Here is a 20,427-nt window from a genome sequence, read left to right as displayed (position 1 = left end):
CACTGGAGGTGCCGAGTGAAAGTGGCGTTCATCGGCACCCACGGCGTCGGCAAGACGACCCTCTGCTACGAGCTGGCGGGGGCCCTCAAGCGGGAGGGCATCCACGTCGACATCGTGAAGGAGGTGGCGCGGCTCTCGCCCCTGCCCATCAACCAGAAGACCTCCCTGGAGGCCCAGACCTGGATCTTCCTCACCCAGATGGCGGAGGAGATCCGCTCCGGCAGCCAGCACGACGTGGTCGTCTGCGACCGCAGCGTGCTGGACAACTACGCCTACATGATGTTCGCCTTCGGCCGCCAGAAGCCCATCGAGCGCTACATGCACCACTGGATGAAGAGCTACGACCTGCTGTTCAAGGTGCCCTTCTCCGGCGCCGTCGCCGCCGATGGCGTCCGGGACACCGACACCTTCTTCGCCGAGTCCATCGACCACCTGGTGGACGACCTGCTGGCGGAGCGGGACCTCCCCCATGAGCGCCTGGATCCTGGAAATCGCCCGGGGTGGATCCACCGGGTGAAGGACGTGGTCCTGGCCCATCCCAAGGGCCAGAAGCGCCTGCTCAGCTGAATTCCGCGCTCCACAACCCGATGCGCATGTCTGCAATCGGTGCATTCCGAAAGTTCTGAGCCGCCGAACCGAAGCGTTGGAGTGGACCAAGATCCGCGCAGGGAGGCTCCATGTTCGCCCAGGCCCGCAGCATCGGCACCCGGCTCCTCGCCGCCACAGGCGCGGCGGGCATGCTCTTCTCGGCCGCCCTCGCCGTGGCCCTCTGGGGGCTCTGGACCGGCCGCGCCACCTTCCGGAACTACGCCGAGGAGCAGGCCCCGGAGCTGCTGATCTACACCCAGCTCTACGCCAACGGCCTCCAGACCGGCCAGGCCCTCCGGAACATCGTGCTGGACCCCACCAATCCCAAGGCACCCCAGAACTACGAGGCCGCCGTGAAGGAATTCGGGGACGCCATGGCCAGCGGCCTGCGGATCACCGCGGACACACCAGACCGCCAGGCCGCCCTCCGGCAGGTCCAGGCCAGATGGGAGGCCCTCCTGGCGCTCCAGGAACCCCTCAAGGCCCGCTCGCTGGACCAGGCCGCGACCCTGAAGCTCCTCAACCAGCAGGTCACGCCGGCCTGGCGCGACATCCGCCAGCAGCTCCTGGACTTGATGAAGGCCCAGCAGGCTCGCATGGCCCAGGTGAAGGTGGATTCCCTGAACCGGTTCGGCCAGACCATGGCCATCGCCCTCGTGGCCGGGCTGGTGGCCGGCGCCCTGGGCACCCTCCTGCTGATCCTCACCATCCGGAACCTCCAGCGCCGGCTGGGGGACCTGCACTCGGCCATGGCCGGGCTGGCCAGCGGCAAGGGCGACCTCACCCGGCGGATCCCCGTGGAGGGCCAGGATGAGATCTGCGGCATCTCCGCGAAGGCCAACCAACTCACCGAGTTCTACCAGGGCTTCTTCGGACGCCTGGGCCTCAACGCCCAGGGCATCGCCAGCGGCTCCACCCAGCTCTCCGCCACCTCCGAGTCCCTCTCCAGCACCGCCGCGCAGCTGGACGCCCACACCCAGGCCACCCGGACCACCTCCCAGAGCATGGCCGCGGCCATGGACACCCTCTCCGCCTCCCTGGAGGAGGTGATGGCCCTGGTGAAGCAGTCCCGGACCCTGGCCGACTCCTCCGAGCAGGCCATCCAGCACGGCATCACCACGGGCCAGGACACGGCCCGCGCCATGGAGGACATCAGCCACGCCACCTCCGAGATGATCAAGGCCGTCTCCGTCATCCAGGAGATCGCCCGGCAGACGAACCTGCTCTCCCTCAACGCGGCCATCGAGGCCGCGAAGGCCGGGGCCATGGGCAAGGGCTTCGCCGTGGTGGCCGAGGAGGTCCGCAAGCTGGCCGAACGCTCGGCCCAGGCCACCCACCAGATCAACCAGCTCATCGCCGCCACGGACGAGGCCCTCGGCAAGGGCACCGTCACCGTGGAGGCCACCACCCGGGCCCTGCAGGAGATCCATGCCCACATGGCCGACGCGTCGGAGACCACGGGCCGCATCGGCGCCTCCGCCGGGGAGCAGGCCCGGATCACCCGGGACGTGGCCGGGCTGGTGGACCAGGTCTCCGGGGACGTGGCCCGGAACGCCGCGGCCAGCCACCAGCTTTCCGCCACGGTGTCCGAGGTGGCCGACACCGCCGCCGAGCTGGCCCGGATCGCCGAGAGCATCCGGGGCGAGGTGGGGAGCTTCCGCGTCTAGACGGGGATTTGTGATCCACGTCCCTCCCTGGCCCCTGGCCCGACCCTGACTTCGGGTAGATGATCCTGGGCATGGAGGACCCCATGGTCATCAGTGAGGCCCAGCTTGTCCGCGGCGGCAGCTTCCTGTTCCATCCCGCCGGCTCCCTGCCCCAGGCCACCCCCGAGGACTGCGACGCGGAGGCCCTGGCCATCGCCGAGGCCGCCCGGGACTTCGTGGACGGCGAGGTGATGCCCCGGGACGAGGCCATCGACCACCTGGACCTGGACCTCACCCGCGACCTGCTCCGCAAGGCCGGCGAGCTGGGCATCCTGGGCATCGAGATCCCCGAGGCCTACGGCGGCCTGGACCTGGAGAAGAAGACGGCCCTCCTGGTGCTGGAGCAGATGGCCCGCCAGGCCAGCTTCTCCACCAGCTACGGGGCCCACACCAGCATCGGCACCCTGCCCATCGTCTACTTCGGGAACGAGGCCCAGAAGGCGAAGTACCTCCCAAAATTGGCCACGGGCGAGTGGCTGGCGGCCTATGCACTCACGGAAGCCGGCAGCGGCTCGGATGCCCTGGGCGCCAAGACCACCGCGGTGCTGGAGGACGGCCACTGGGTGCTGAACGGCACCAAGGCCTGGATCACCAACGCCGGCTTCGCCGATGTCTTCGTGGTGTTCGCCAAGATCAACGGCACCCACTTCAGCGCCTTCATCGTGGAGCGCACCGATCCCGGCCTGAGCACCGGGGCCGAGGAGAAGAAGATGGGCATCAAGGGCAGCTCCACCCGCACCGTCATCCTGGAGAACTGCCGCATCCCCGAGGACCGCCTGCTGGGCGGCAAGGGCAAGGGCGCGCGCATCGCCTTCGGCATCCTGAACGTGGGCCGCTTCAAGCTGGGCGCCAGCTCCGCCGGGGCGGGCAAGCGGGTGCTGGAATACACGCTGAAGTACGCCGGGGAGCGCCACCAGTTCGGCAAGCCCCTCACGGCCTTCGGCCTCATCCGCCAGAAGCTGGCCAACATGGCCGTGCGGATCTTCGTGGGCGAGAGCATGAACTTCCGCACCATCGGCTACCTGGACGAGGCCCTGGCCCGGACCAGTTGGGAGAGCGAGACCGGCGGCACCGACAAGATGAAGGCCATCGAGGAGTTCGCCGTGGAGGCCTCCATGGCCAAGGTGTGGGGCAGCGAGGCCCTCTGGGCCACCGCCGACGACGCCGTGCAGAGTTTCGGCGGGGCGGGCTTCAGCGCCGAGTACCCGGCGGAGAAGATCTACCGGGACTGCCGCATCAACCGCATCTTCGAGGGCACCAACGAGATCAACCGCCTGCTCATCGCGGGCACCTTCCTCAAGCGCTGCGGCGGCCCGGACGGCCTGCCCCTGGCGGAGCCCCCCGCCCCACCGTCCCGGGCCGAGGATCCGGCCCTGGACCTGGCGGAGCGGATCAAGGCCCAGGCCAGGATGCTGGCCGCCCTGGTCCAGCGGGAGCAGGGGCCGAAAATCCTGGACAACCAGGAGGCCGCCGCCCGCCTCAGCAACCTGCTGATGGAGGCCTATGCCACGGAATCCGCCGCCATCCGGGCGGCGCGCATGGCCGCCTCGGGCCACCGCTGGGCCGGCCTGGCCGGGGACCTGGCCCTGGTCCAGGCCCAGGAGGCCTGGGCCCGCGTGCAGGCCGAGGGCGCCCTGCTGGCCGCCGAACTGGTCGAGGGCGAGGCCCTGGATGCGGTGCTGGCCGGCCTCCGGGACGGCGCCCCTCGGCCCCGGCCCCTCGCCCCGGTGCGGGCCCGCATCGCGGAGGCACTGGTGGCGCAGGGACGGTATCCGGTCACAACCCTGTGATCAAAACTCAAAAGCGGTCCAAGCGATCCGAAGAAGCCGCCAGGAGTCCCCATGTCCGCCGTGCGCCCCACGCCCACCCAGCAGGAGAAGGTCCTGAACGACGAGGACTTCATCGTGTCCAAGACGGACCTGCGGGGCATCATCACCTACGGCAACCGGGTCTTCATCGGGATCTCCGGCTACGAGGAGTCCGAGCTGCTGGGGGCGCCCCACAACATCCTCCGCCACCCGGACATGCCCCGGGTCGTCTTCAAGCTGCTCTGGGACACCATCCAGGCCGGCCGGGAGATCAACGCCTACGTGAAGAACCTCGCCAAGGACGGCAGCTTCTACTGGGTCTTCGCGAACATCACGCCCGCCTTCGACGAGCGGGGGGCCGTCTCCGGCTACTACTCCGTGCGCCGGAAGCCGAAAGCGGCTGCCATCGAGACCTTCACGGGCATCTACCGGGCGATGCTCGAGGCCGAGCGTCGGGCCGGGGGCGGTCAGGCCGCCATGAAGGCTTCCCAGGCGCTGCTCGAGCAAACCCTCCAGGAAAAAGGCGTAAGTTATGACGAATTTGTCCTTGGGGTCTAGGATCCACCTCCTCGCGGGGGTGGCCTTCCTTCTCTACGTCGCCTTCGCCTTCCTGGGCTTCCGGGCGGCGGGAGCCAACGGCTGGATGATCACCCTGATGACCCTCTCCGTGGTCGTGTTCATCCTCATGCTGTATACCCTCCACCGCATCCAGGTGGCCCTGGCGCGCATCACCGCCCGCATGGAGGAGGCGGCCGGGGGGAACCTGGCGGGGCGGATCACGGGGATCCGGAAGGGGGCCGCCACCGAGGCCGCCGCCTGGGCCCTGAACGACCTGCTGGACCAGGTGGAGGCCTACTTCCGGGAGACCAACGCCGCCTTCGAGCACGCCCAGAAGGGCCTCACCTTCCGGAAGGCCATGACCTCCGGCCTGCACGGCGCCTTCCGGCAGTCCCTGGAGCGGGTGAACGTCTCCGTGGAGGCCATGGCGGACTCCCAGCGGCTGGTGCAGAAGGAGCGCCTCCTGGCCCGGGTCGGCGAACTGAGCGCCGTGAACCTCGTGAAGGACCTGAAGACCATCCAGGACTTCCTGGTCGCCCAGAACCAGGACATGAGGGTGGTGGCCAACCTGTCCCGGGAGACGGCCGAGGAGGCCGAGGCCAGCACCGCCGGCATCCAGGCCATCGTGGCGGACCTGAACCGCGTCATCGACCTGATCGACTCCACCCACGGCCAGATCACCCAGATCCACGAGAAGAGCTCCGAGATCCAGCAGATCATCCAGGTCATCACCGAGGTGGCCGACAAGACCAACCTGCTGGCCCTCAACGCCGCCATCGAGGCCGCCCACGCTGGGGAAGCCGGCAAGGGCTTCGCGGTGGTGGCCGAGGAGGTGCGCACCCTCAGCGAGAACACCAAGGACGCCGCGGCCAGCATCGCGGCGAGCATCGGGTCCTTCGGCCTGGCCACCACCCGCATGATGAATGACGCCGGCCACATGAAGGAGATCGCCGACACCTCCCGCAGCGCCATCACCGAGTTCGCGGGCCAGTTCCAGCGCTTCTCCGAATCCGCCCGCACCAGCCTGGCCCAGGTCACCCGGGCGCAGGACAAGGGGTTCACCTCCCTGGTCAAGGTGGACCACTTCGTGTTCAAGCAGAACGGCTACCGGACCCTCCAGGCCGGCCTCGACTCCGCGGAGGCGAAGGCCGCGAGGACGGACCACCACCAGTGCCGCCTGGGCCTGTGGTACGAACAGGGCGAGGGGAAGAAGGCCTTCGGCCAGCTGGCCTGCTATGACCGCCTGGCCCTGCCCCACGCCCGGGTCCACGGGAACGTCCATGCGGCCATGGGGCTCCTGAATGAGCGCTGGGAGTCCGACCCGGCCCTCCAGGAGGACGTCGTGGCCGCCTTCCAGGCCGCCGAACAGGCCAGCGACGAGGTGATGGACGCCCTGGACTGCATGGTCACCGAGCGCCACGGAGGCTGAGGCTCAGCCCTCCTTCAGGCCCGTGTGCAGGGCCACGATGCCTCCGGTGAGGTTGGTCCAGCGGACCTCCCGGAAGCCGGCGGCGGTCAGCTCCCCGGCGAGGGCCGCCTGGTCGGGAAAGCCCCGGATGCTCTCGGGCAGGTAGGTGTAGGCGGAGGCGTCGCCGCTGATCCAGCCGCCGATGCGGGGCAGCACCCTCAGGCTGTACCAGTCGTACGCCTGCCTCAGCCCCGGCAGGACCGGGGTGCTGAACTCCAGGATGGTGAGCTGGCCGCCGGGCCGCAGCACCCGCAGGAACTCGGCGTAGGCGCGGACCCGGTCCTCCACGTTGCGGATGCCGTAGCAGATGGTGATCCCGTCGAAGGTGGCATCCCGGAAGGGCAGGCGCTGGGCATCGGCGTCGCTGGAGGCCCAGATGCGGTCGACGAGGCCCTTGCGGGCGAACTTGGGCGGCCCGAGGCGCAGCATGGCGTGGGTGAAGTCCGTGCTCACGACCTCCGCCCCGCGCCGGGCCAGGGCCACGGAGGAATCCCCCGTGCCGGCCGCCACGTCCAGGAAGCGCTTCCCGGGCGCCGCGCCCGACATCCGGGCCATGCGCCACCACCACCAGAAGTCGGCGCCCCCCGAAAGGACGTGGTTCAGCACGTCATACCTTCCGGCGATGCCCGAGAACATCTGTTGGACCTGCCTGCCTTCCGGCATCGCGCCTCCCTGGAACCTCCATTGAACCAGACCCCGGGTGCGGACGCTTGGTCCAGCCCCGTCCCGCGCCGGAGGAGGGCGGCTGCAGGCGCGGCCTGGATCCCGCCACTAGCGCCTCGGGAGGACATTGACCAAAGGTAGAGGCTAGCCAAGGAATCGCCGGGCCTCCATCTTGGGACCTACCCAATCCGGAGGACATTCCCCATGAGTACGACGGCCATCGAGCACATCAAGGGCGGCAGCTTCCTGCTGACCCCCCTGGGCGACCTGCCCCAGTTCACCCCCGAGGAGTTCGGGGACGAATCCAAGGAGTTCGCCCGGGCGGCCCGCGACTTCATGCAGGGGGAGGTGATCCCCCGGGACGAGGAGATCGACAAGCTGGACATCCCGCTCACCATCAAGCTCATGAAGCAGGCCGGCGAGCTGGGCCTCCTGGGGCTCGAGGTCCCCGAGGCCTACGAGGGCATGGACGTGGACAAGCGCACCGCCATGCTCGTGCTCGAGGAGATGAGCAAGCAGGGCAGCTTCGCCGTGAGCTACAGCGCCAACACCGGCATCGGCACCCTCCCCATCGTCTACTTCGGCACCGAGGCCCAGAAGAAGACCTACCTGCCCAAGCTGGCCACCGGCGAGTGGCTGGCCGCCTATGCCCTCACCGAGGCCGGCAGCGGCTCCGATGCCCTGGGCGCCAAGGCCACCGCGGTCCTCGACGGCGACCACTGGGTGCTCAACGGCACCAAGATGTGGATCACCAACGCCGGCTTCGCCGATGTCTTCGTGATCTTCGCCAAGGTGGACGGCCAGCACTTCAGCGCCTTCATCGTCGAGAAGACCGACCCCGGCATCAGCACAGGCGCCGAAGAGAAGAAGATGGGCATCAAGGGCAGCTCCACCCGCACCGTCATCCTGGAGAACTGCCGCATCCCCAAGGACCGCCTCCTGGGGGAGATGGGCAAGGGCCACAAGATCGCCTTCGGCATCCTCAACATCGGCCGCTTCAAGCTCGGCCTGGGCAGCCAGGGCGGCATGAAGCGCATCCTGGAATACACCATCAAGTACACGAGCGAGCGGCAGCAGTTCGGGAAGCCCATCAACGCGTTCGGGCTGATCCAGCAGAAGCTCGCCGACATGGCCACCAAGATCTTCGTCGCCGAGTCCCTGAACTTCCGGACCATCGGCTACCTCGATGACGCCCTCCACGCCACGAGCTGGGACAGCCCCACCGCCGGCGCGGACAAGATGGCCGCCATCGACGAGTACGCCATCGAATGCAGCATCTCCAAGGTCTGGGCCAGCGAGGCGCTCTTCTCCGTGGCGGACGAGGCCGTCCAGGCCTTCGGCGGCTACGGGTTCAGCGCCGAGTACCCGCCCGAGAAGGCCGAGCGGGACTGCCGCATCAACCGCATCTTCGAGGGCACCAACGAGATCAACCGCCTCCTCATCGCCGGCACCCTGCTGAAGCGGGCCATGAAGGGCGAGCTGCCGCTCATGCAGTTCGGGCAGCAGGTGGCCAAGGAGATCGCCAATCCGCCGAAGGCCGGCGATTTCACCGGCCCCCTCGCCCGTCTGAAGCACGGCGTGGAGTTGAGCAAGCGCCAGTGCATGCTGGCCGCCGGCCTCGCGGTGCAGGTCCTGGGGCAGAAGCTGGTGGACAACCAGGAGGTCATGGCCCGCATGAGCAACATGCTCATGGAGATCTACGCCATGGAGAGCTCGGTCGTGCGCGCCGAGCGGATGCTGGAGAACGGCCACCGCTGGGCCGAACTGGCCCGCGACTTCACCGAGCTCTACGTCAACGAGAGCTGGCACCGCGTCCACGGCGATTCCCGCATGCTCTGCGCCGACGTGGTGGAGGGGGAGGCCCTGCGGCACGCCCTGGCCGGCATCAAGGCCTTCGCCGAGTTCCACCCCACGTCCAGCGCCCGCCTGCGCGGCCGCATCGCGAGCCAGCTCATCCAGAAGGGTTGCTACCCCATCGAGATCATCTGATCCGCTGCCGCCGTACATGCGAGGGCCCCGCATCGCGGGGCCCTCGTCGTGTCCGGGGGGTCAGCGCCGGATATCCCGGCCGCGCCCTTCCCCACCCGAGGGGCGGGGTTCGGGGGCACGCTCCCGCGGGGCCGGGGCCTCGCGGCGCTCGGGCGCCGGGGCGGGCCGGCTCTCGAAGCCCCGCTCCCGGGGGGCTGGCGCCTCGCGCCGTTCGGGCGTGGGGGCGGGCCGGCTCTCGAAGCCCCGTTCCCGGGGGGCAGGAGCCTCATAGCGGCGCTCGGGGGCGGGCGCCGGGCGGCTGTCGAACCCCCGTTCCCGGGGCGCCGGAGCGGGACGGTCCTGGTTCGGCGCCGGGCGGCTCTCGAAGCCCCGCTCCCGGGGAGCCGGGGCGGTGCGGTCGGGAGCGGGGGCGGGACGGCTCTCGAAGCCGCGCTCCCGGGGCGAGGGCGCAGGGCGGTCCTGGCCCGGGGCCGGCCGGCTCTCGAAGCCGCGCTCCCGGGGCGAGGGCACGGGGCGATCCTGGCCCGAAGCCGGTCGGTTCTCGAAGGGAACCCGCTGGGGGCCGGCCTGGACGGCGCCGGGACGCCCATCGACGCCGCGGGGCGGCGCCATGTCACGCCGGAATACGGTGCGACCGGTGGTCGCCTGGGCCTGCCGCTCGTAGGCCACCATGCGGTCCCGGTGGATTTCCGGCCGGAAGGCCGTCTGGATCTGCCCGGGGTTCCGGAACTCCGTGGGGGACACGATCAGCGGGCTCCGACGCCAGGGCGGGGTCAGGTCGCGTCCGCCTCCGGTCCAGGCCGTGCCGCCGGTGCCGCCGCCGAAGGTGCGGAGCACGTTGGCGTCCGAGTAGATGCGGCCGCGCACATTCACCACGTTGATGTAGTTCACGGACACCACGTTCCAGCAGTAGCCGCCGCCCCAGGCGCCGTAGCCCCAGTGGCAGGGGGTGTTGTAGTAGCCCAGGGGGGCCCAACCGCAGTACCCGGAGGAGTAGTTCCAGGCCACCCAGGCGGGACTGTAGTACACGCCGGGGATCCAGAACCAGCCCACCCCCACGCTCCAGTGCCAGCGGCCGTGGTGGTAGGCCACGTAGGCCCAGGGCTCGGCGGAGATCCAGGTCATGCCGCCGGAGTAGGGGGCCCACCGGCCGTCATAGTACGGCCGCCAGTCCTCGGCCACGCCGTCGGGCTGCCACACCCAGCCGTACTCGCTGGAGTTCACCCAGTGGCCGTGGTCGTCGAGCTCGTCGGAATAGTAGCGGAGCTCGGCGGGCACCCGGTCCCAGCTCTCGCCGCGGCGCACGACCAGGGCCCGGGCGCTCCACCGGTCGAAGTCGTCGCCGTCGTAGGTGTTGAAGCCGCGCACGCGGTCCAGGCTGTCCTCGGGACTGTAGACCGTGAGGCGATCCCCCGCGGCGACGGTCGTCTGGTCGCGCTGGTTGGCGAACGCCACGTGGCCGCTGTAGACCAGCAGGCGCGTGGTGCGGTCCCGCTCCGCCTCGATGCTGAAGGCGCCGTCGTCGAGGCAGGTGGCATAGCCGGAGGGGGTGTCGACGCGGAACCGGGCCTCGGAACGGCCCCCGAGCTGGATGCGGAGACGCCCGTAGTCGAGGCGCAGGAGCACCTGCTTCTCGCCCTTCTGGGTGGTGAACAGGGCCGCCACGGTGAACCGGGTCGCGCCGGCGAAGGCGATGCGGGAGCCGTCGCCCAGTTGCAGAACACCACGACCGCGGCTTTCCACCACGTCCCCTTCGCCCACCGGGGTGCCCCGGCTCAGGTCCTCGTCGAGGTCGCCCTTGCGGATGCGCACATCGCCCTCGAGGACCCTCACCATCGCGTAGCGGTCGGGGTTCTCGCCCTGGTAGCTGCCGTCTTCGCTGGCGGGGGGGGCGACCGTCGTCTGGGGCGCGGCGGAGAGCAGGGCCGCAGGCAGCAGCGCCGCCGCAAGCCATCGGGAATTGCGGAAGGTCTCGTTCATGGCCTGCCTCCATGGGCTTGGATGCCGCCTGGTCCAGGATCGGTTCCGATCAAGGGACACGCTAGGGGCGTGCCAAGTTGACGGCGCTCAGTCGTGGGGGAAAGGGGCCAGGGCCGTGCCCTTCGGTCCCGGGTCCGCCCGGGGGCCCAGCCCCGCCAGCCGGGGCAGGAGGCCGATCCAGGGGAGCGCCCAGCGGGAGGCGCCGCCCGGCTCGGCCCGACCGGCCACCACCTCCAGCCGGTCCGGGAGGAAACGCAGGGTGAGGTCCCGGCCCGGAGGCAGCGGCAGGTAGATGGTCCGCCCGGTGGCGGGGTGGATGACTGCGAGGAGGCCCTCGCCATCCTCCATCACCCAGCAGAGCCCCTGCAGGAAGGGGCGGAAGTCCTCCGAGCACCAGCGCAGGGCGCCGAGCCCCTGCCCCAGGGGCGTCTCCGCGGGGAAGCGCCAGGTGCCGGTGGCGGATGCCAGGGGCACGCCGCCATCCCGCCAGGCCCGCAGGGGCCGGCCCGGCAGCCCCTCCTGCAGGCGCACCAGGCCCCGGCCATCGACCACCCGCACGGTGCCGTCGGGGGTGATCTGCAGGGAGAGGGAGCCTTCGGAAGCCGTCGGGCCGGGGGCTCCCGGTTCCGCGGCCGCCCTCGGCGCGGGCTGCCAGGGCAGCGGCAGGACGCCCTCCCAGGGCAGCTGGGGGTGGGCCTGGGCGGCCAGGCCTGGGGCGGCCAGGGCCGCGGCCGTCAGGAGGAGGGTGCCCAGCCGCACAGGGCCTCCAGGTTGCGGGTGGTGAGGTCCGCCAGCTGCGCGGAGGGGATGCCGCGCAGGGCCGCCACCGCCTCGGCGGTGAACCGCACGAAGCCCGGCTCGTTGGGTTTGCCCCGGTACGGGACCGGGGCGAGGAAGGGGGCGTCCGTCTCCACGAGGATGCGGTCGGCCGGCGCCCAGGCGGCGACGTCGCGCACCGCCTCGGCCTTCTTGAACGTGGTGATGCCCGAGAAGCTCAGGTAGAAGCCCAGGTCCAGGGCCCGGGCGGCGAAGGCGCGGTCCTCGCTGAAGCAGTGGATGATGCCCCGCACCTCGTCGGCCCCCTCCTCCCGCAGCAGGTGCAGGGTGGCCTCGGGGGCCGAGCGGGTGTGGATCATGAGCGGCTTCCCGAGCCGCTTCGCCAGGCGGATCTGGGCGCGGAAGGCGGTCTCCTGGTCCTCCCGGGGACTCAGGTCGTAGTGCCAGTCCAGCCCCGTCTCGCCGAGGAACCGGACGGCGGGATCCGCGGCCAGCGCGGCCAGGCCGGCCTCCACTTCCGGCGTCCAGGTCCGGGCCTCGTGGGGGTGGACGCCAAGGCTGGCCTGCACGCCAGGCACCGTCCGGGCAAGATCCAGCACGAGGCGGGAATCTTCCAGGTCCGTTCCAACGGCGATGAAGCCGGTCACCCCCTCCGACCGGGCGCGAGCCAGGGTGGACTCGATGGCCCCGGGGGCCAGGTAGCTCCCGGTCAAGTGGCAATGGGCATCGACGAGCATGATCCTCCCGGCCCACCATGTTCCCACGTCCACCGGAAGTCGAGGAGGATCCCCCTTCAGCCGATAGGCCCTTCATCACAGACCCGATGCCCCACGTCCGTTCCCTCCTCCGTGCCCTCTGCTGGCTGGCCCTCGGGTGGTTCTCCCTCCCGGCCGCCGGACAGCAGCTGGCCTTCCGGCACTTCGGGCTGCGGGACGGCCTGCCGCAGAGCCAGGTCACGGCCCTCCTGGAGGACCACCGCGGCTTCCTGTGGGTGGGCACCAACACCGGCGGCGTGGCGCGCCTGGGGGCCTCGGGGTTCCAGCCCTTCGGCGCGGCCCAGGGCCTGAAGGCCCGGTTCGTCCAGGGGATGGTGGAGGACGGGACCGGCCACATCTGGGTGGCCAGCGAGAACGGCGTCTCCGAGGTCCAGGGCGACACCGTGGCCAACTACGGCCCCGATCAGGGGCTCGGCCGCTCCCCCACCCTGTCGCTGGCCCTCGACGGCTCCGGACGGGTGCTCGTGGGCAATCGCCTCGGGCTCTATCGCCAGGGCGACGGGGGCTTCGAGCCGGTGCCCCTCCCCCCGCCCTTCGCCGGCCAGCCCATCCGGTTCCTCGCCCGTGACCGGGCGAACGGCCTCTGGCTGGTGAATTCCGCCCGCCAGGTGGGCCGGTGGGATGGCCAGGCCCTGCGCCTGTATCCCCTGCCGCCGGGCCACGGGAAAAGCCCGGTCCGGGATCTCCAGGTGGATCCGGCCGGAGGGGTCTGGATCCTGCTGGAGGACGCCCTCCTCCGGATGGAGCGCGGCGCCTGGGTGCAGGAAGCCCTCCCCGCCCTGCCCCCGGCCCCCAAGATGGCCAGCCTCCGCTTCGACGCCCAGGGCGGCGGCATGCTCGTGTCCCTGGGCGGGGATGGGCTCCTCATCAGGCGGCCGGGGGCGCCGGACCGCCTCCTCACCGCCGCGGACGGCCTTCCCCGGGACCGGATCCTCGTGGCTCTCCGCGATCGGCGCGGCATCCTGTGGGTGGGCTCGGACGGCGACGGCCTCGCCGCGCAGGTGCTGCCCGGGCTGGCCGCCCTGGACGGCTCCGCGAGCCTCACCGGAAAGGATCTGGCCGCAGTCATGGCCATCCGGGAGCTGAGCCCGGGCCGGTTCCTCCTCGCCACGAGCACGGGCCTCTACCGGGTGGACGAAGGCCGGGGCATCACCGCCCGCTGGACCCGGACCCAGGGCCTCCCGGCCGACCAGATGTGGTCCCTCCTGCCGGACGGGAAGGGCGGGGTGTGGGTCGGCACGGACCGGGGTCTCGCGCACTGGCAGGACGACCGGGTGGCCCCGGCAGGCCCCCGCGAGATGGCCCGCACCAGCGTCCTCTCGCTGGTGCGCGACCGGGGCCGCATCCTGGCCGGCACCGAACAGGGGCTCTTCGTGCTGGACGGGGAGGGCCGCCTGCTCTCCCACGCGAAGCTCCCCGCCGAAGCGGGCAGCACGGAGATCGCCGACATCCTCCGGTACCGCGGCCAGCTCCTCCTGGCCTCGCCCCTCGGGCTGTGGCGCCTGGCGGGGGAACGCCTCGAGCGGGTCTACCAGGATGCCCCCTTCGCCTCCGTCACCGTGACCTGCCTGACCGCCGACGACCAGGGCCACCTCTGGGTCGGCACCATGAACGGCCTGCACGTGCTGTCCGGCGGGAAATGGACCACCTACGGCGTGGCCCAGGGACTGGGCGACGACAGCCTGAACTTCATCGCGGACCTGGGCCGCGGATGCATGGCCTTCGGCCACAACCGGGGCGTGGACATCCTCGAGGGGAGGGACCTGCACCACCTCACCCGCAGCCAGGGGCTCATCTCCGACGAGACCAACCACAACGGCTTCCTGGTGGATGCCCGGGGCCGCCTGTGGATCGGCATGATCGGCGGGGTGAACATCCTCGACCAGCCCTCCGCGTTCCGGAACCCGCCCCTGCGGCCCCCGACGGTGCTGGAGATCCGCTGGCCCGGCGGCGTCGTCGGCCTGCCCGGCGAGGTCACCGTCCCCCCCCATCCCGACTACCTCGAGATGAGCTTCGACACCGGCGAGCCCATCGCCCCGGCCCACCCGCGGTACGAGACCCTGCTCGAAGGGGTGGATCCCGGCTGGCGGCCCCTCACCCAGCAGGGCCTCCTGCTCCACTACCGGAACCTCGGCGCGGGCGCGTACCGCCTCCGCCTCCGGGTCTCGGAGGAGGGCGGCCCCTGGGTGGAGGCGGCCCCCATCCGCATCACGGTGCAGCCCGCCTGGTACGAGGCCTGGGTCGTGCGCATCCTGTTCCTGCTGCTGGTGCTGACCCTCCTCGGCGGCCTGGTCTGGCTGAGGATCCACCGCCTCGCGCGCCGGAACCAGGCGCTCGAGGACACCGTGGCGGCCAGGACGCGGGTCCTGGAACGCCAGAACCGGGCCCTGGAGCAGGCCCACGGACAGATCAAGCGGAGCCTGGAGTCCCGGCTGAAGCTCATGGACATGGTGACCCATGACCTGCGGTCCCCGCTCACGAGCATCATGCTCACGCTGGACCGGCTCCGGGACCTGGCGCCGGATCGCGGCGCGCTCATCGACATCATGGACCGCGAGACCAACCGCATCGAGACCCTGGTCCGCAACCTGCTGGACCAGAGCCGCTCCGAGGCGCTGCTCCACAGCCTGAACCTCACGCCCACGGTGCCCATGGAGGTGACCGAGGGCTTCGAGGATGTCCTTCGCCTGAAGGCGGAGGCCCGCGGCCTGGCCTTCCGCCTGGAGGTGGCGCCGGAAACCGCCCGGGTGCGCATCCACGCCGACACCGCCACGCTCCACCAGGTGATGCTGAACCTCTTCGAGAACGCCCTGAAGTTCACGCCCACGGGAGGCGAGCTGGGCATCCGCTCCACGGTCGATCCCGTGGAGGGGCTCTGGTCCCTGGAGGTCTGGGACACGGGACGGGGCCTCGATCCGAAGCAGATCCAGGACATCCTGGAGCCCTTCCGGCAGGTGAAGGCAGGGGACGCCGCCCACGGCTGGGGCCTGGGACTCTCCATCTGCCAGGACATCCTGGAGGTCCACGGGGGCCGCCTGCACATCGTCAGCGAACCCGGCAAGGGCGCCAGCTTCCGCATGGTGCTCCCGCTCCTGCCCGAGGGTCCCTGACCGGCCCCGCCGTGTGACCAAAGCCATAATCGGGAGGCCCGCCTCCGGAACGGGCGCATCCTGGTTCCCATCCGGAGCCGCCGTGGAATCCGCCTTCCCCATCCCGTCCCAGAGCCAGCCGCCGCGGATGCTGCGGCTCAAGGACGGACTGAAGGACGGCCTGGGCCGGGCCATCACGTACCTGCGCGTCTCCGTCACCGAGCAGTGCAACCTCGCCTGCGTCTACTGCAAACCCCGCACGGGTGCGATGGAGCGCGCCGAGCCCCCGGCCATGAGCCGCGACGAGGTGGTCCGGCTGGTCCGGGTGTTCACGAGCCTGGGCATCCGGAAGGTCCGGCTCACGGGCGGCGAGCCCCTCATGCGCCGGGACCTCGAGACCATCGTCGCGGGCATCAGCCCCGAGGTGGAAGGCCGCGTCCACCTCACCACCAATGGCCTGCAGTTGGCCCGCCGGGCCCGCGGACTCCGGGAGGCCGGGCTCCTCGGCGTGAACGTGAGCCTCGATGCGGCCGAGCGCTCCAGCTTCGAGCGCCTCACCCGCAAGGACGGCCTGGCGCGAGTGCTGGCCGGCCTGGAGGCCGCCCGGGACGCCGGACTGAAGACCAAGCTGAACGCGGTGGTGCTGCGGGGCTGGAACGAGGACCAGATCGTGCCCCTCGCCCGCCTCGCCCTCACCGAGGCCGTGCAGGTGCGCTTCATCGAATTCATGCCCTACCAGGGGAACGGCTGGGGCCGGGAGCAGTTCATGCCCGCCGCCGAGATCCTCGGCACCATCCAGGCGGGCCTCGGCACCGAGCTGGAGGAGGAGCCCGCCGTGGGCCTGGAGGAAGGACCGGCCCGGATCTTCCGCATTCCCGGCGCCCCGGGGAAGGTGGGTGTCATCTCCACCCTGAGCGCGGACTTCTGCGACCGCTGCAACCGCGTGCGCCTCACGAGCCGCGGCCAGCTGAAGGCCTGCCTCTTCGGCAACCAGCCCGTGGACCTGCTGGAGCCCCTCCGCAACCACGCCTCCCACGAGGAGCTGGCCCACCTCATCCGCCAGGCCCTGGTGGAGAAGCTGGACTGCCATCCCATGCGCCAGGGCCAGTTCCCGCAGCTCGACAAGGGCATGTGGCAGGTGGGCGGTTGACGGGCCTCCTGCTCCTGACCGGGGGGCAGAGCCGCCGGATGGGCGCACCCAAGCACAGCCTGCCCCATCCGGAGGGCGGCACCTGGGGCAGCCACCTCGTGCGGGTCTTCGAGGCCGTGTGCCCCGGCGGCCCCGTGGTGGTCCTGGGGGAACCCCTGCCGGACCGGCCCGACCTTCCCCGCCTCGACGATCCCCGGGAGGGCCCCGCCGTCGCGCTGCGGACCTGGTGCGCGGCCCCCGCCCCCGAAGCGGTCCGCTGGTGGATCGTGGCCTGCGACCAGGTCCGCTGGACCCCCGACCGCCTGGCGGTCTGGCTCCGACGCGCGGAGGCCGCGGATCCCGGCGCCGACCGCTGGGTGATGGCCGAGCACGGAGGGTGCCTGCAGCCCCTCGGCGGGTTCCTCGGGGGGAGCCTCCGGCCGCTCCTCGCCGGATCCTGCGAGCGTTCCCTCACGGGGCTCGCCCAGGCGGCCCCCCGCCTGGTGCTGCCGGCCGATGGCCCCGAATGGCAGGACCTCGATACGCCCGAGGAGCGGCGGGCCTTCGAAGGCGAACCCTAGCCGCCGGGTGGGCTCAGGCGCCGAGGCGCTTGCGCACCAGCCGCGCCACGGGGACGCCGCCCTTGAGGTGGCTCTCGATGATCTCCGGCACATCCGCCACCGTGACGTGGGCGTACCAGATGCCATCCGGGTACACCAGCACGGCGGGCCCGATGGCGCAGAAGCCGACCGACCCGCAGTGGAGACACTGGACCTCGCCATCAGGATTGCGCTTGGTGTAGAGCAGTCCGCCCTCGATCAACTGGGCCTTGAAGGCCTCCAGGACGGCCTCGGATCCATTGGCAGCGCAACTCTTGGACGTGCAGACGAAGACCTGCCGCTGGAGCGGGTGGGCCATGACGGGCGCCAGGGAGGCGTCCAGATCGGGGGTGGGGACCGAGCCTTGATCAGACATGGAGGGCTCCTGAAGGCAACAGCTTACCAGGGGATGAATTGAGTTTGAGTGTGTTTTCATGTGCTGCATTAATTAATATTTAATAAATATTACTTAGTAGTTATTTAATTAATAGTGATGATGGTCACGAACGACTTGACCTCGTTGCTCACCGCTTCATCCTCTATATCGAACCCGCAAGGGTCCGCAATCGGACGGATTCAGATGCTCCCCCTCTCCCAGACAGCAGGCTACGCGGTCCTGGCCCTCAGCTGCCTCGAGGACCCGGGCGGCGATCCGGCCCTGGTGCAGGATGTGGCCGCCCGCACCGGCATCCCCCGCGCCTACCTCTCGAAGCTCATGAACAGCCTCGCGCACAAGGGCCTCATCAAGGCCAAGCGCGGCAACAAGGGCGGCGTCATCCTCGCCCAGCCCGCCGGCGAGATCAGCCTCGACGTCATCGCCGATGCCGTGGACGGCGAGGCCTGGCGCAATGGCTGCCTCCTGGGCTTCAGCTCCTGCTCCGACGAGCGGGGCTGCCCCACCCACGCCTTCTGGAAGGAGGAGCGGGAGCGCATCCACGCCCACCTGAAGCAGAACACCCTCGCCGACATCGCCCGCTTCGAGCGGAGTTCCCGCACCTGGCGGCTGATGGATTCCCTCCTCCCGGACAGCGTCTCGCCCTAGCGGGCGCGCCGGCCACCCCGAACCCGCATTCCCTCCCCAACCCGGAGTCCCCGTCCTCCCAGGCCCCAAGCCACCGACGCACTCCACTTCCTCAACCCACCAGAAAGGATGTGCTCCATGCGGAACACCCTGTTGTCACTCCTCGCGCTGGCCGCGCTGGCCGCGCCGCTGTCCGCCCAGGGCAGCGAGCTCAAGGGCAAGTTCTTCTTCAAGAAGACCTGCAAGACCTGCCACGTCGCCGGCAAGCCCGGCAAGGAAGTCACCCCGCTGACCAAGACCCAGGCCCAGTGGAAGGCCTACTTCGCCGCCGACAAGCACAACAAGGGCAAGGAGAAGCTTGGCACCGGAACCGACCTCAAGCCCGAGCAGATGAAGGATGTCATGACCTTCCTCATCCAGCACGCCTCCGATTCCCCGCAGCCCATGACCTGCGGCGGCTGAGTACCGTTCGACGAATACCCCCCTCCCCTATCCCTGAATCCCCGAACCACGGAGACGAACCGATGAAATCCTCCCGCATCATGCTCGCCCTGGTCGCCGCGCTGGCGCCGGCGGCCCTGAGCGCCCAGTCCAGCGACGACGTGCACAAGCAGATCGAGGGCCTCAAGCAGCAGATCCAGGCCCTCGAAGAGAAGGCCGATGCCGCCAAGGAGATCGACGCGCGCCTGACCAAGGTCGAGACCAAGATCGCCCCCGACAACATCCAGTGGGGCGGCGACCTCCGCACCCGCTTCGACAGCGCCCAGTGGCACTTCAAGCCCTACCAGCAGTTCATGGGCTTCGCCCAGAACCCCGGCATTCCCGGGAACCCCTACCCGTTCATCCCCCTGACGCAGCAGGTCCCCGCGCAGGATTGGACCAACTCCGTCCAGTGGTCCACCCGCCTGCGCCTGACCATGGGCATCACCATCAACGAGCACGCCAAGATCATGGGCCGCCTGGTGATGTACAAGGTCCACGGCGGCTCCGATGTGCCCGTGTTCAACGGCTCCCCGAACACGGTGGCCAATTCCTTCAACTCCGGGAAGATCCCCAGCACCGACGTGCTCCGCGTGGAACGCGCCAGCCTCGTCTACCACTTCCCCCTGGGCATCCTGTCCATCGGGCGCCAGAACACCACGGACGGTCCTCCGTTCGAGGTCCGGGACGGCGGCGAGCGCGAGGCCACCCCGCAGGCCCTGGCCGTCAACGCCACCATCGACGGCATCGGCTGGAAGTTCGAGCTCGAGAAGATCGGCCTTCCCGAAGGCACCCTGCTGGGCATCTGCTACGGCGTGGGCTACGAGAGCGGCTTCGGTGGCGGCGGCCTGGTGAAGACCAACGCGGCCCCCGTGGGCTTCAACTTCACGAACGTGGATTGGGCCTCCCCCACGCAGCCGAACGCCCAGAAGGCCACGATGCAGGTCAACAGCATCGGCCCCCTGAAGGACACCACCGTCCTGGGCGCCATGTATGACATGCCCCTGCTCTTCCAGATCGGGGACGTGGTCCAGAGCGCGAACTTCTACCTGGGCTACAACCGCTTCGGCAACATGACGGACATCCCCTTCGGCACGCTCACCAACTTCCCCGTGCCCGCCATGCCCGGCATGGGCGGCATGCCCAGCGTCGAGTACGTCACCGCCACCAACAACCTGGGTGACATGGACCAGTGGACGGCCACCTGGAAGCACCGGGTCGGCGAGAAGTTCACCTACTTCATCAGCGGCGGCTACATCAAGAGCCATCCGAATGGCCGGAGCTCGCAGTATGGCGCCTACTGGACCATGAACCCAGCGGACCCGTCCACCACGACTCAGCTCGCCGGCTTCGGCGGGCTGATGGGCGACCCCATCAACAGCCACACCGCCACCGCCTACTACACCGGCATGCGCTGGGATCCCATCGAGAAGCTCGGGATCGGCGTGGAGTTCAACCACGGGTCGCCCCGCTGGTTCACCTACAGCCCCGCCACCGGCGAATACACCGAGAAGCTGGGCGCCCGCGGCGACGTGTGGGAAGGCTACATCCACTGGCGCTTCGCCAAGAACGCGGCACTGCGCCTCGGCTACATCGACTACAAGTACTCCCACGCCTTCAGCGGCTGGCAGATCGGCCCGGCCGCCATGCCCGGCCAGAGCTGGGAGGATTCGTACGACCTGAGCAAGAACCCCATGCTCCAGTACGGCTTCCCCGCGACGGTCAAGAACACCTACGCCGCCATCGAAGTGAAGTTCTAGCCACTGACCGGGGCCGGAGGCACTCCCCTCCGGCCC

17 protein-coding genes are annotated in these 20,427 nt (G+C 70.1%); 12 read left to right on the top strand and 5 right to left on the bottom strand.

Going from position 1 to position 20,427, the window contains the following annotated elements:
- Positions 1-15 precede the first annotated feature (15 nt).
- From QSJ33_RS12635 to QSJ33_RS12615, 5 genes are all read left to right on the top strand, one after another.
- Positions 16-567 (top strand): ATP/GTP-binding protein, encoded by a 552-nt coding sequence (locus tag QSJ33_RS12635; protein ID WP_285726701.1) that lies wholly within the window; start codon positions 16-18, stop codon positions 565-567.
- 110 nt (positions 568-677) lie between these two features.
- Positions 678-2,255 (top strand): methyl-accepting chemotaxis protein, encoded by a 1,578-nt coding sequence (locus QSJ33_RS12630; protein ID WP_285726699.1) that lies wholly within the window; start codon positions 678-680, stop codon positions 2,253-2,255.
- 83 nt (positions 2,256-2,338) lie between these two features.
- Positions 2,339-4,084 carry an acyl-CoA dehydrogenase family protein gene (locus QSJ33_RS12625; protein WP_285726697.1) on the top strand — a complete coding sequence of 582 codons (1,746 nt, stop codon included), beginning with the start codon at positions 2,339-2,341 and terminating at the stop codon, positions 4,082-4,084.
- Between the two features lie 51 nt (positions 4,085-4,135).
- Entirely contained in the window at positions 4,136-4,660 is a 525-nt protein-coding gene (locus QSJ33_RS12620) for a PAS domain-containing protein (RefSeq protein ID WP_285726695.1), read from the top strand.
- Positions 4,650-6,089, top strand: a complete 1,440-nt coding sequence (locus tag QSJ33_RS12615) for a methyl-accepting chemotaxis protein (RefSeq protein ID WP_285726693.1) — start codon at positions 4,650-4,652, stop codon at positions 6,087-6,089. Before QSJ33_RS12620 ends, QSJ33_RS12615 begins: the two co-directional genes overlap by 11 nt.
- Positions 6,090-6,092: 3 nt before the next feature.
- Here QSJ33_RS12615 and QSJ33_RS12610 read toward each other — a convergent pair whose 3' ends face one another.
- On the bottom strand, positions 6,093-6,791 hold the full coding sequence (locus QSJ33_RS12610; RefSeq protein WP_285726692.1) for a class I SAM-dependent methyltransferase: 699 nt from the start codon (positions 6,789-6,791) through the stop codon (positions 6,093-6,095).
- A gap of 204 nt (positions 6,792-6,995) precedes the next feature.
- Here QSJ33_RS12610 and QSJ33_RS12605 point away from each other — a divergent pair, with 204 nt between their 5' ends.
- Positions 6,996-8,780: an acyl-CoA dehydrogenase family protein gene (locus QSJ33_RS12605; RefSeq protein WP_285726689.1), complete on the top strand. Its 1,785-nt coding sequence runs from the start codon at positions 6,996-6,998 to the stop codon at positions 8,778-8,780.
- Between the two features lie 60 nt (positions 8,781-8,840).
- Here QSJ33_RS12605 and QSJ33_RS12600 read toward each other — a convergent pair whose 3' ends face one another.
- The 3 genes from QSJ33_RS12600 to QSJ33_RS12590 form a co-directional block, all read right to left on the bottom strand.
- Positions 8,841-10,760 (bottom strand): DUF6600 domain-containing protein, encoded by a 1,920-nt coding sequence (locus tag QSJ33_RS12600; protein WP_285726687.1) that lies wholly within the window; start codon positions 10,758-10,760, stop codon positions 8,841-8,843.
- A gap of 87 nt (positions 10,761-10,847) precedes the next feature.
- On the bottom strand, positions 10,848-11,519 hold the full coding sequence (locus tag QSJ33_RS12595; protein WP_285726685.1) for a hypothetical protein: 672 nt from the start codon (positions 11,517-11,519) through the stop codon (positions 10,848-10,850).
- A complete protein-coding gene (locus tag QSJ33_RS12590; RefSeq protein ID WP_285726683.1) occupies positions 11,495-12,274 on the bottom strand; it encodes a TatD family hydrolase in 780 nt (259 codons plus the stop codon). The genes QSJ33_RS12595 and QSJ33_RS12590 overlap by 25 nt, the downstream gene beginning before the upstream one ends.
- Positions 12,275-12,360: 86 nt before the next feature.
- Between QSJ33_RS12590 and QSJ33_RS12585 the strand changes: the two genes are divergently transcribed.
- The 3 genes from QSJ33_RS12585 to mobA all read left to right on the top strand — a co-directional run bounded on the left by QSJ33_RS12585 (position 12,361) and on the right by mobA (position 17,112).
- Positions 12,361-15,423 carry a sensor histidine kinase gene (locus tag QSJ33_RS12585; RefSeq protein WP_285726680.1) on the top strand — a complete coding sequence of 1,021 codons (3,063 nt, stop codon included), beginning with the start codon at positions 12,361-12,363 and terminating at the stop codon, positions 15,421-15,423.
- An 82-nt stretch (positions 15,424-15,505) separates the two neighbouring features.
- Entirely contained in the window at positions 15,506-16,552 is a 1,047-nt protein-coding gene (gene moaA / locus QSJ33_RS12580) for a GTP 3',8-cyclase MoaA (protein ID WP_285726679.1), read from the top strand.
- The gene (mobA, locus tag QSJ33_RS12575; protein WP_285726677.1) at positions 16,549-17,112 is read left to right on the top strand and encodes a molybdenum cofactor guanylyltransferase; all 564 of its coding nucleotides are present in this window, start codon (positions 16,549-16,551) and stop codon (positions 17,110-17,112) included. Before moaA ends, mobA begins: the two co-directional genes overlap by 4 nt.
- A gap of 13 nt (positions 17,113-17,125) precedes the next feature.
- Here mobA and QSJ33_RS12570 read toward each other — a convergent pair whose 3' ends face one another.
- Positions 17,126-17,506 (bottom strand): (2Fe-2S) ferredoxin domain-containing protein, encoded by a 381-nt coding sequence (locus QSJ33_RS12570; protein ID WP_285726675.1) that lies wholly within the window; start codon positions 17,504-17,506, stop codon positions 17,126-17,128.
- Between the two features lie 204 nt (positions 17,507-17,710).
- Between QSJ33_RS12570 and QSJ33_RS12565 the strand changes: the two genes are divergently transcribed.
- From QSJ33_RS12565 to QSJ33_RS12555, 3 genes are all read left to right on the top strand, one after another.
- Positions 17,711-18,172 (top strand): RrF2 family transcriptional regulator, encoded by a 462-nt coding sequence (locus QSJ33_RS12565; protein ID WP_285726673.1) that lies wholly within the window; start codon positions 17,711-17,713, stop codon positions 18,170-18,172.
- A gap of 117 nt (positions 18,173-18,289) precedes the next feature.
- On the top strand, positions 18,290-18,613 hold the full coding sequence (locus QSJ33_RS12560) for a c-type cytochrome (protein WP_285726671.1): 324 nt from the start codon (positions 18,290-18,292) through the stop codon (positions 18,611-18,613).
- Positions 18,614-18,675: 62 nt separating this feature from the next.
- Positions 18,676-20,391: a DUF3373 family protein gene (locus tag QSJ33_RS12555; RefSeq protein ID WP_285726669.1), complete on the top strand. Its 1,716-nt coding sequence runs from the start codon at positions 18,676-18,678 to the stop codon at positions 20,389-20,391.
- Positions 20,392-20,427: the final 36 nt, after the last annotated feature.

This window comes from Geothrix rubra (assembly GCF_030268065.1).
Lineage (GTDB): Bacteria > Acidobacteriota > Holophagae > Holophagales > Holophagaceae > Geothrix > Geothrix rubra.
Note: the sequence above shows the minus strand (reverse complement) of the source record. Positions and strands in the feature narration are given on the sequence as shown.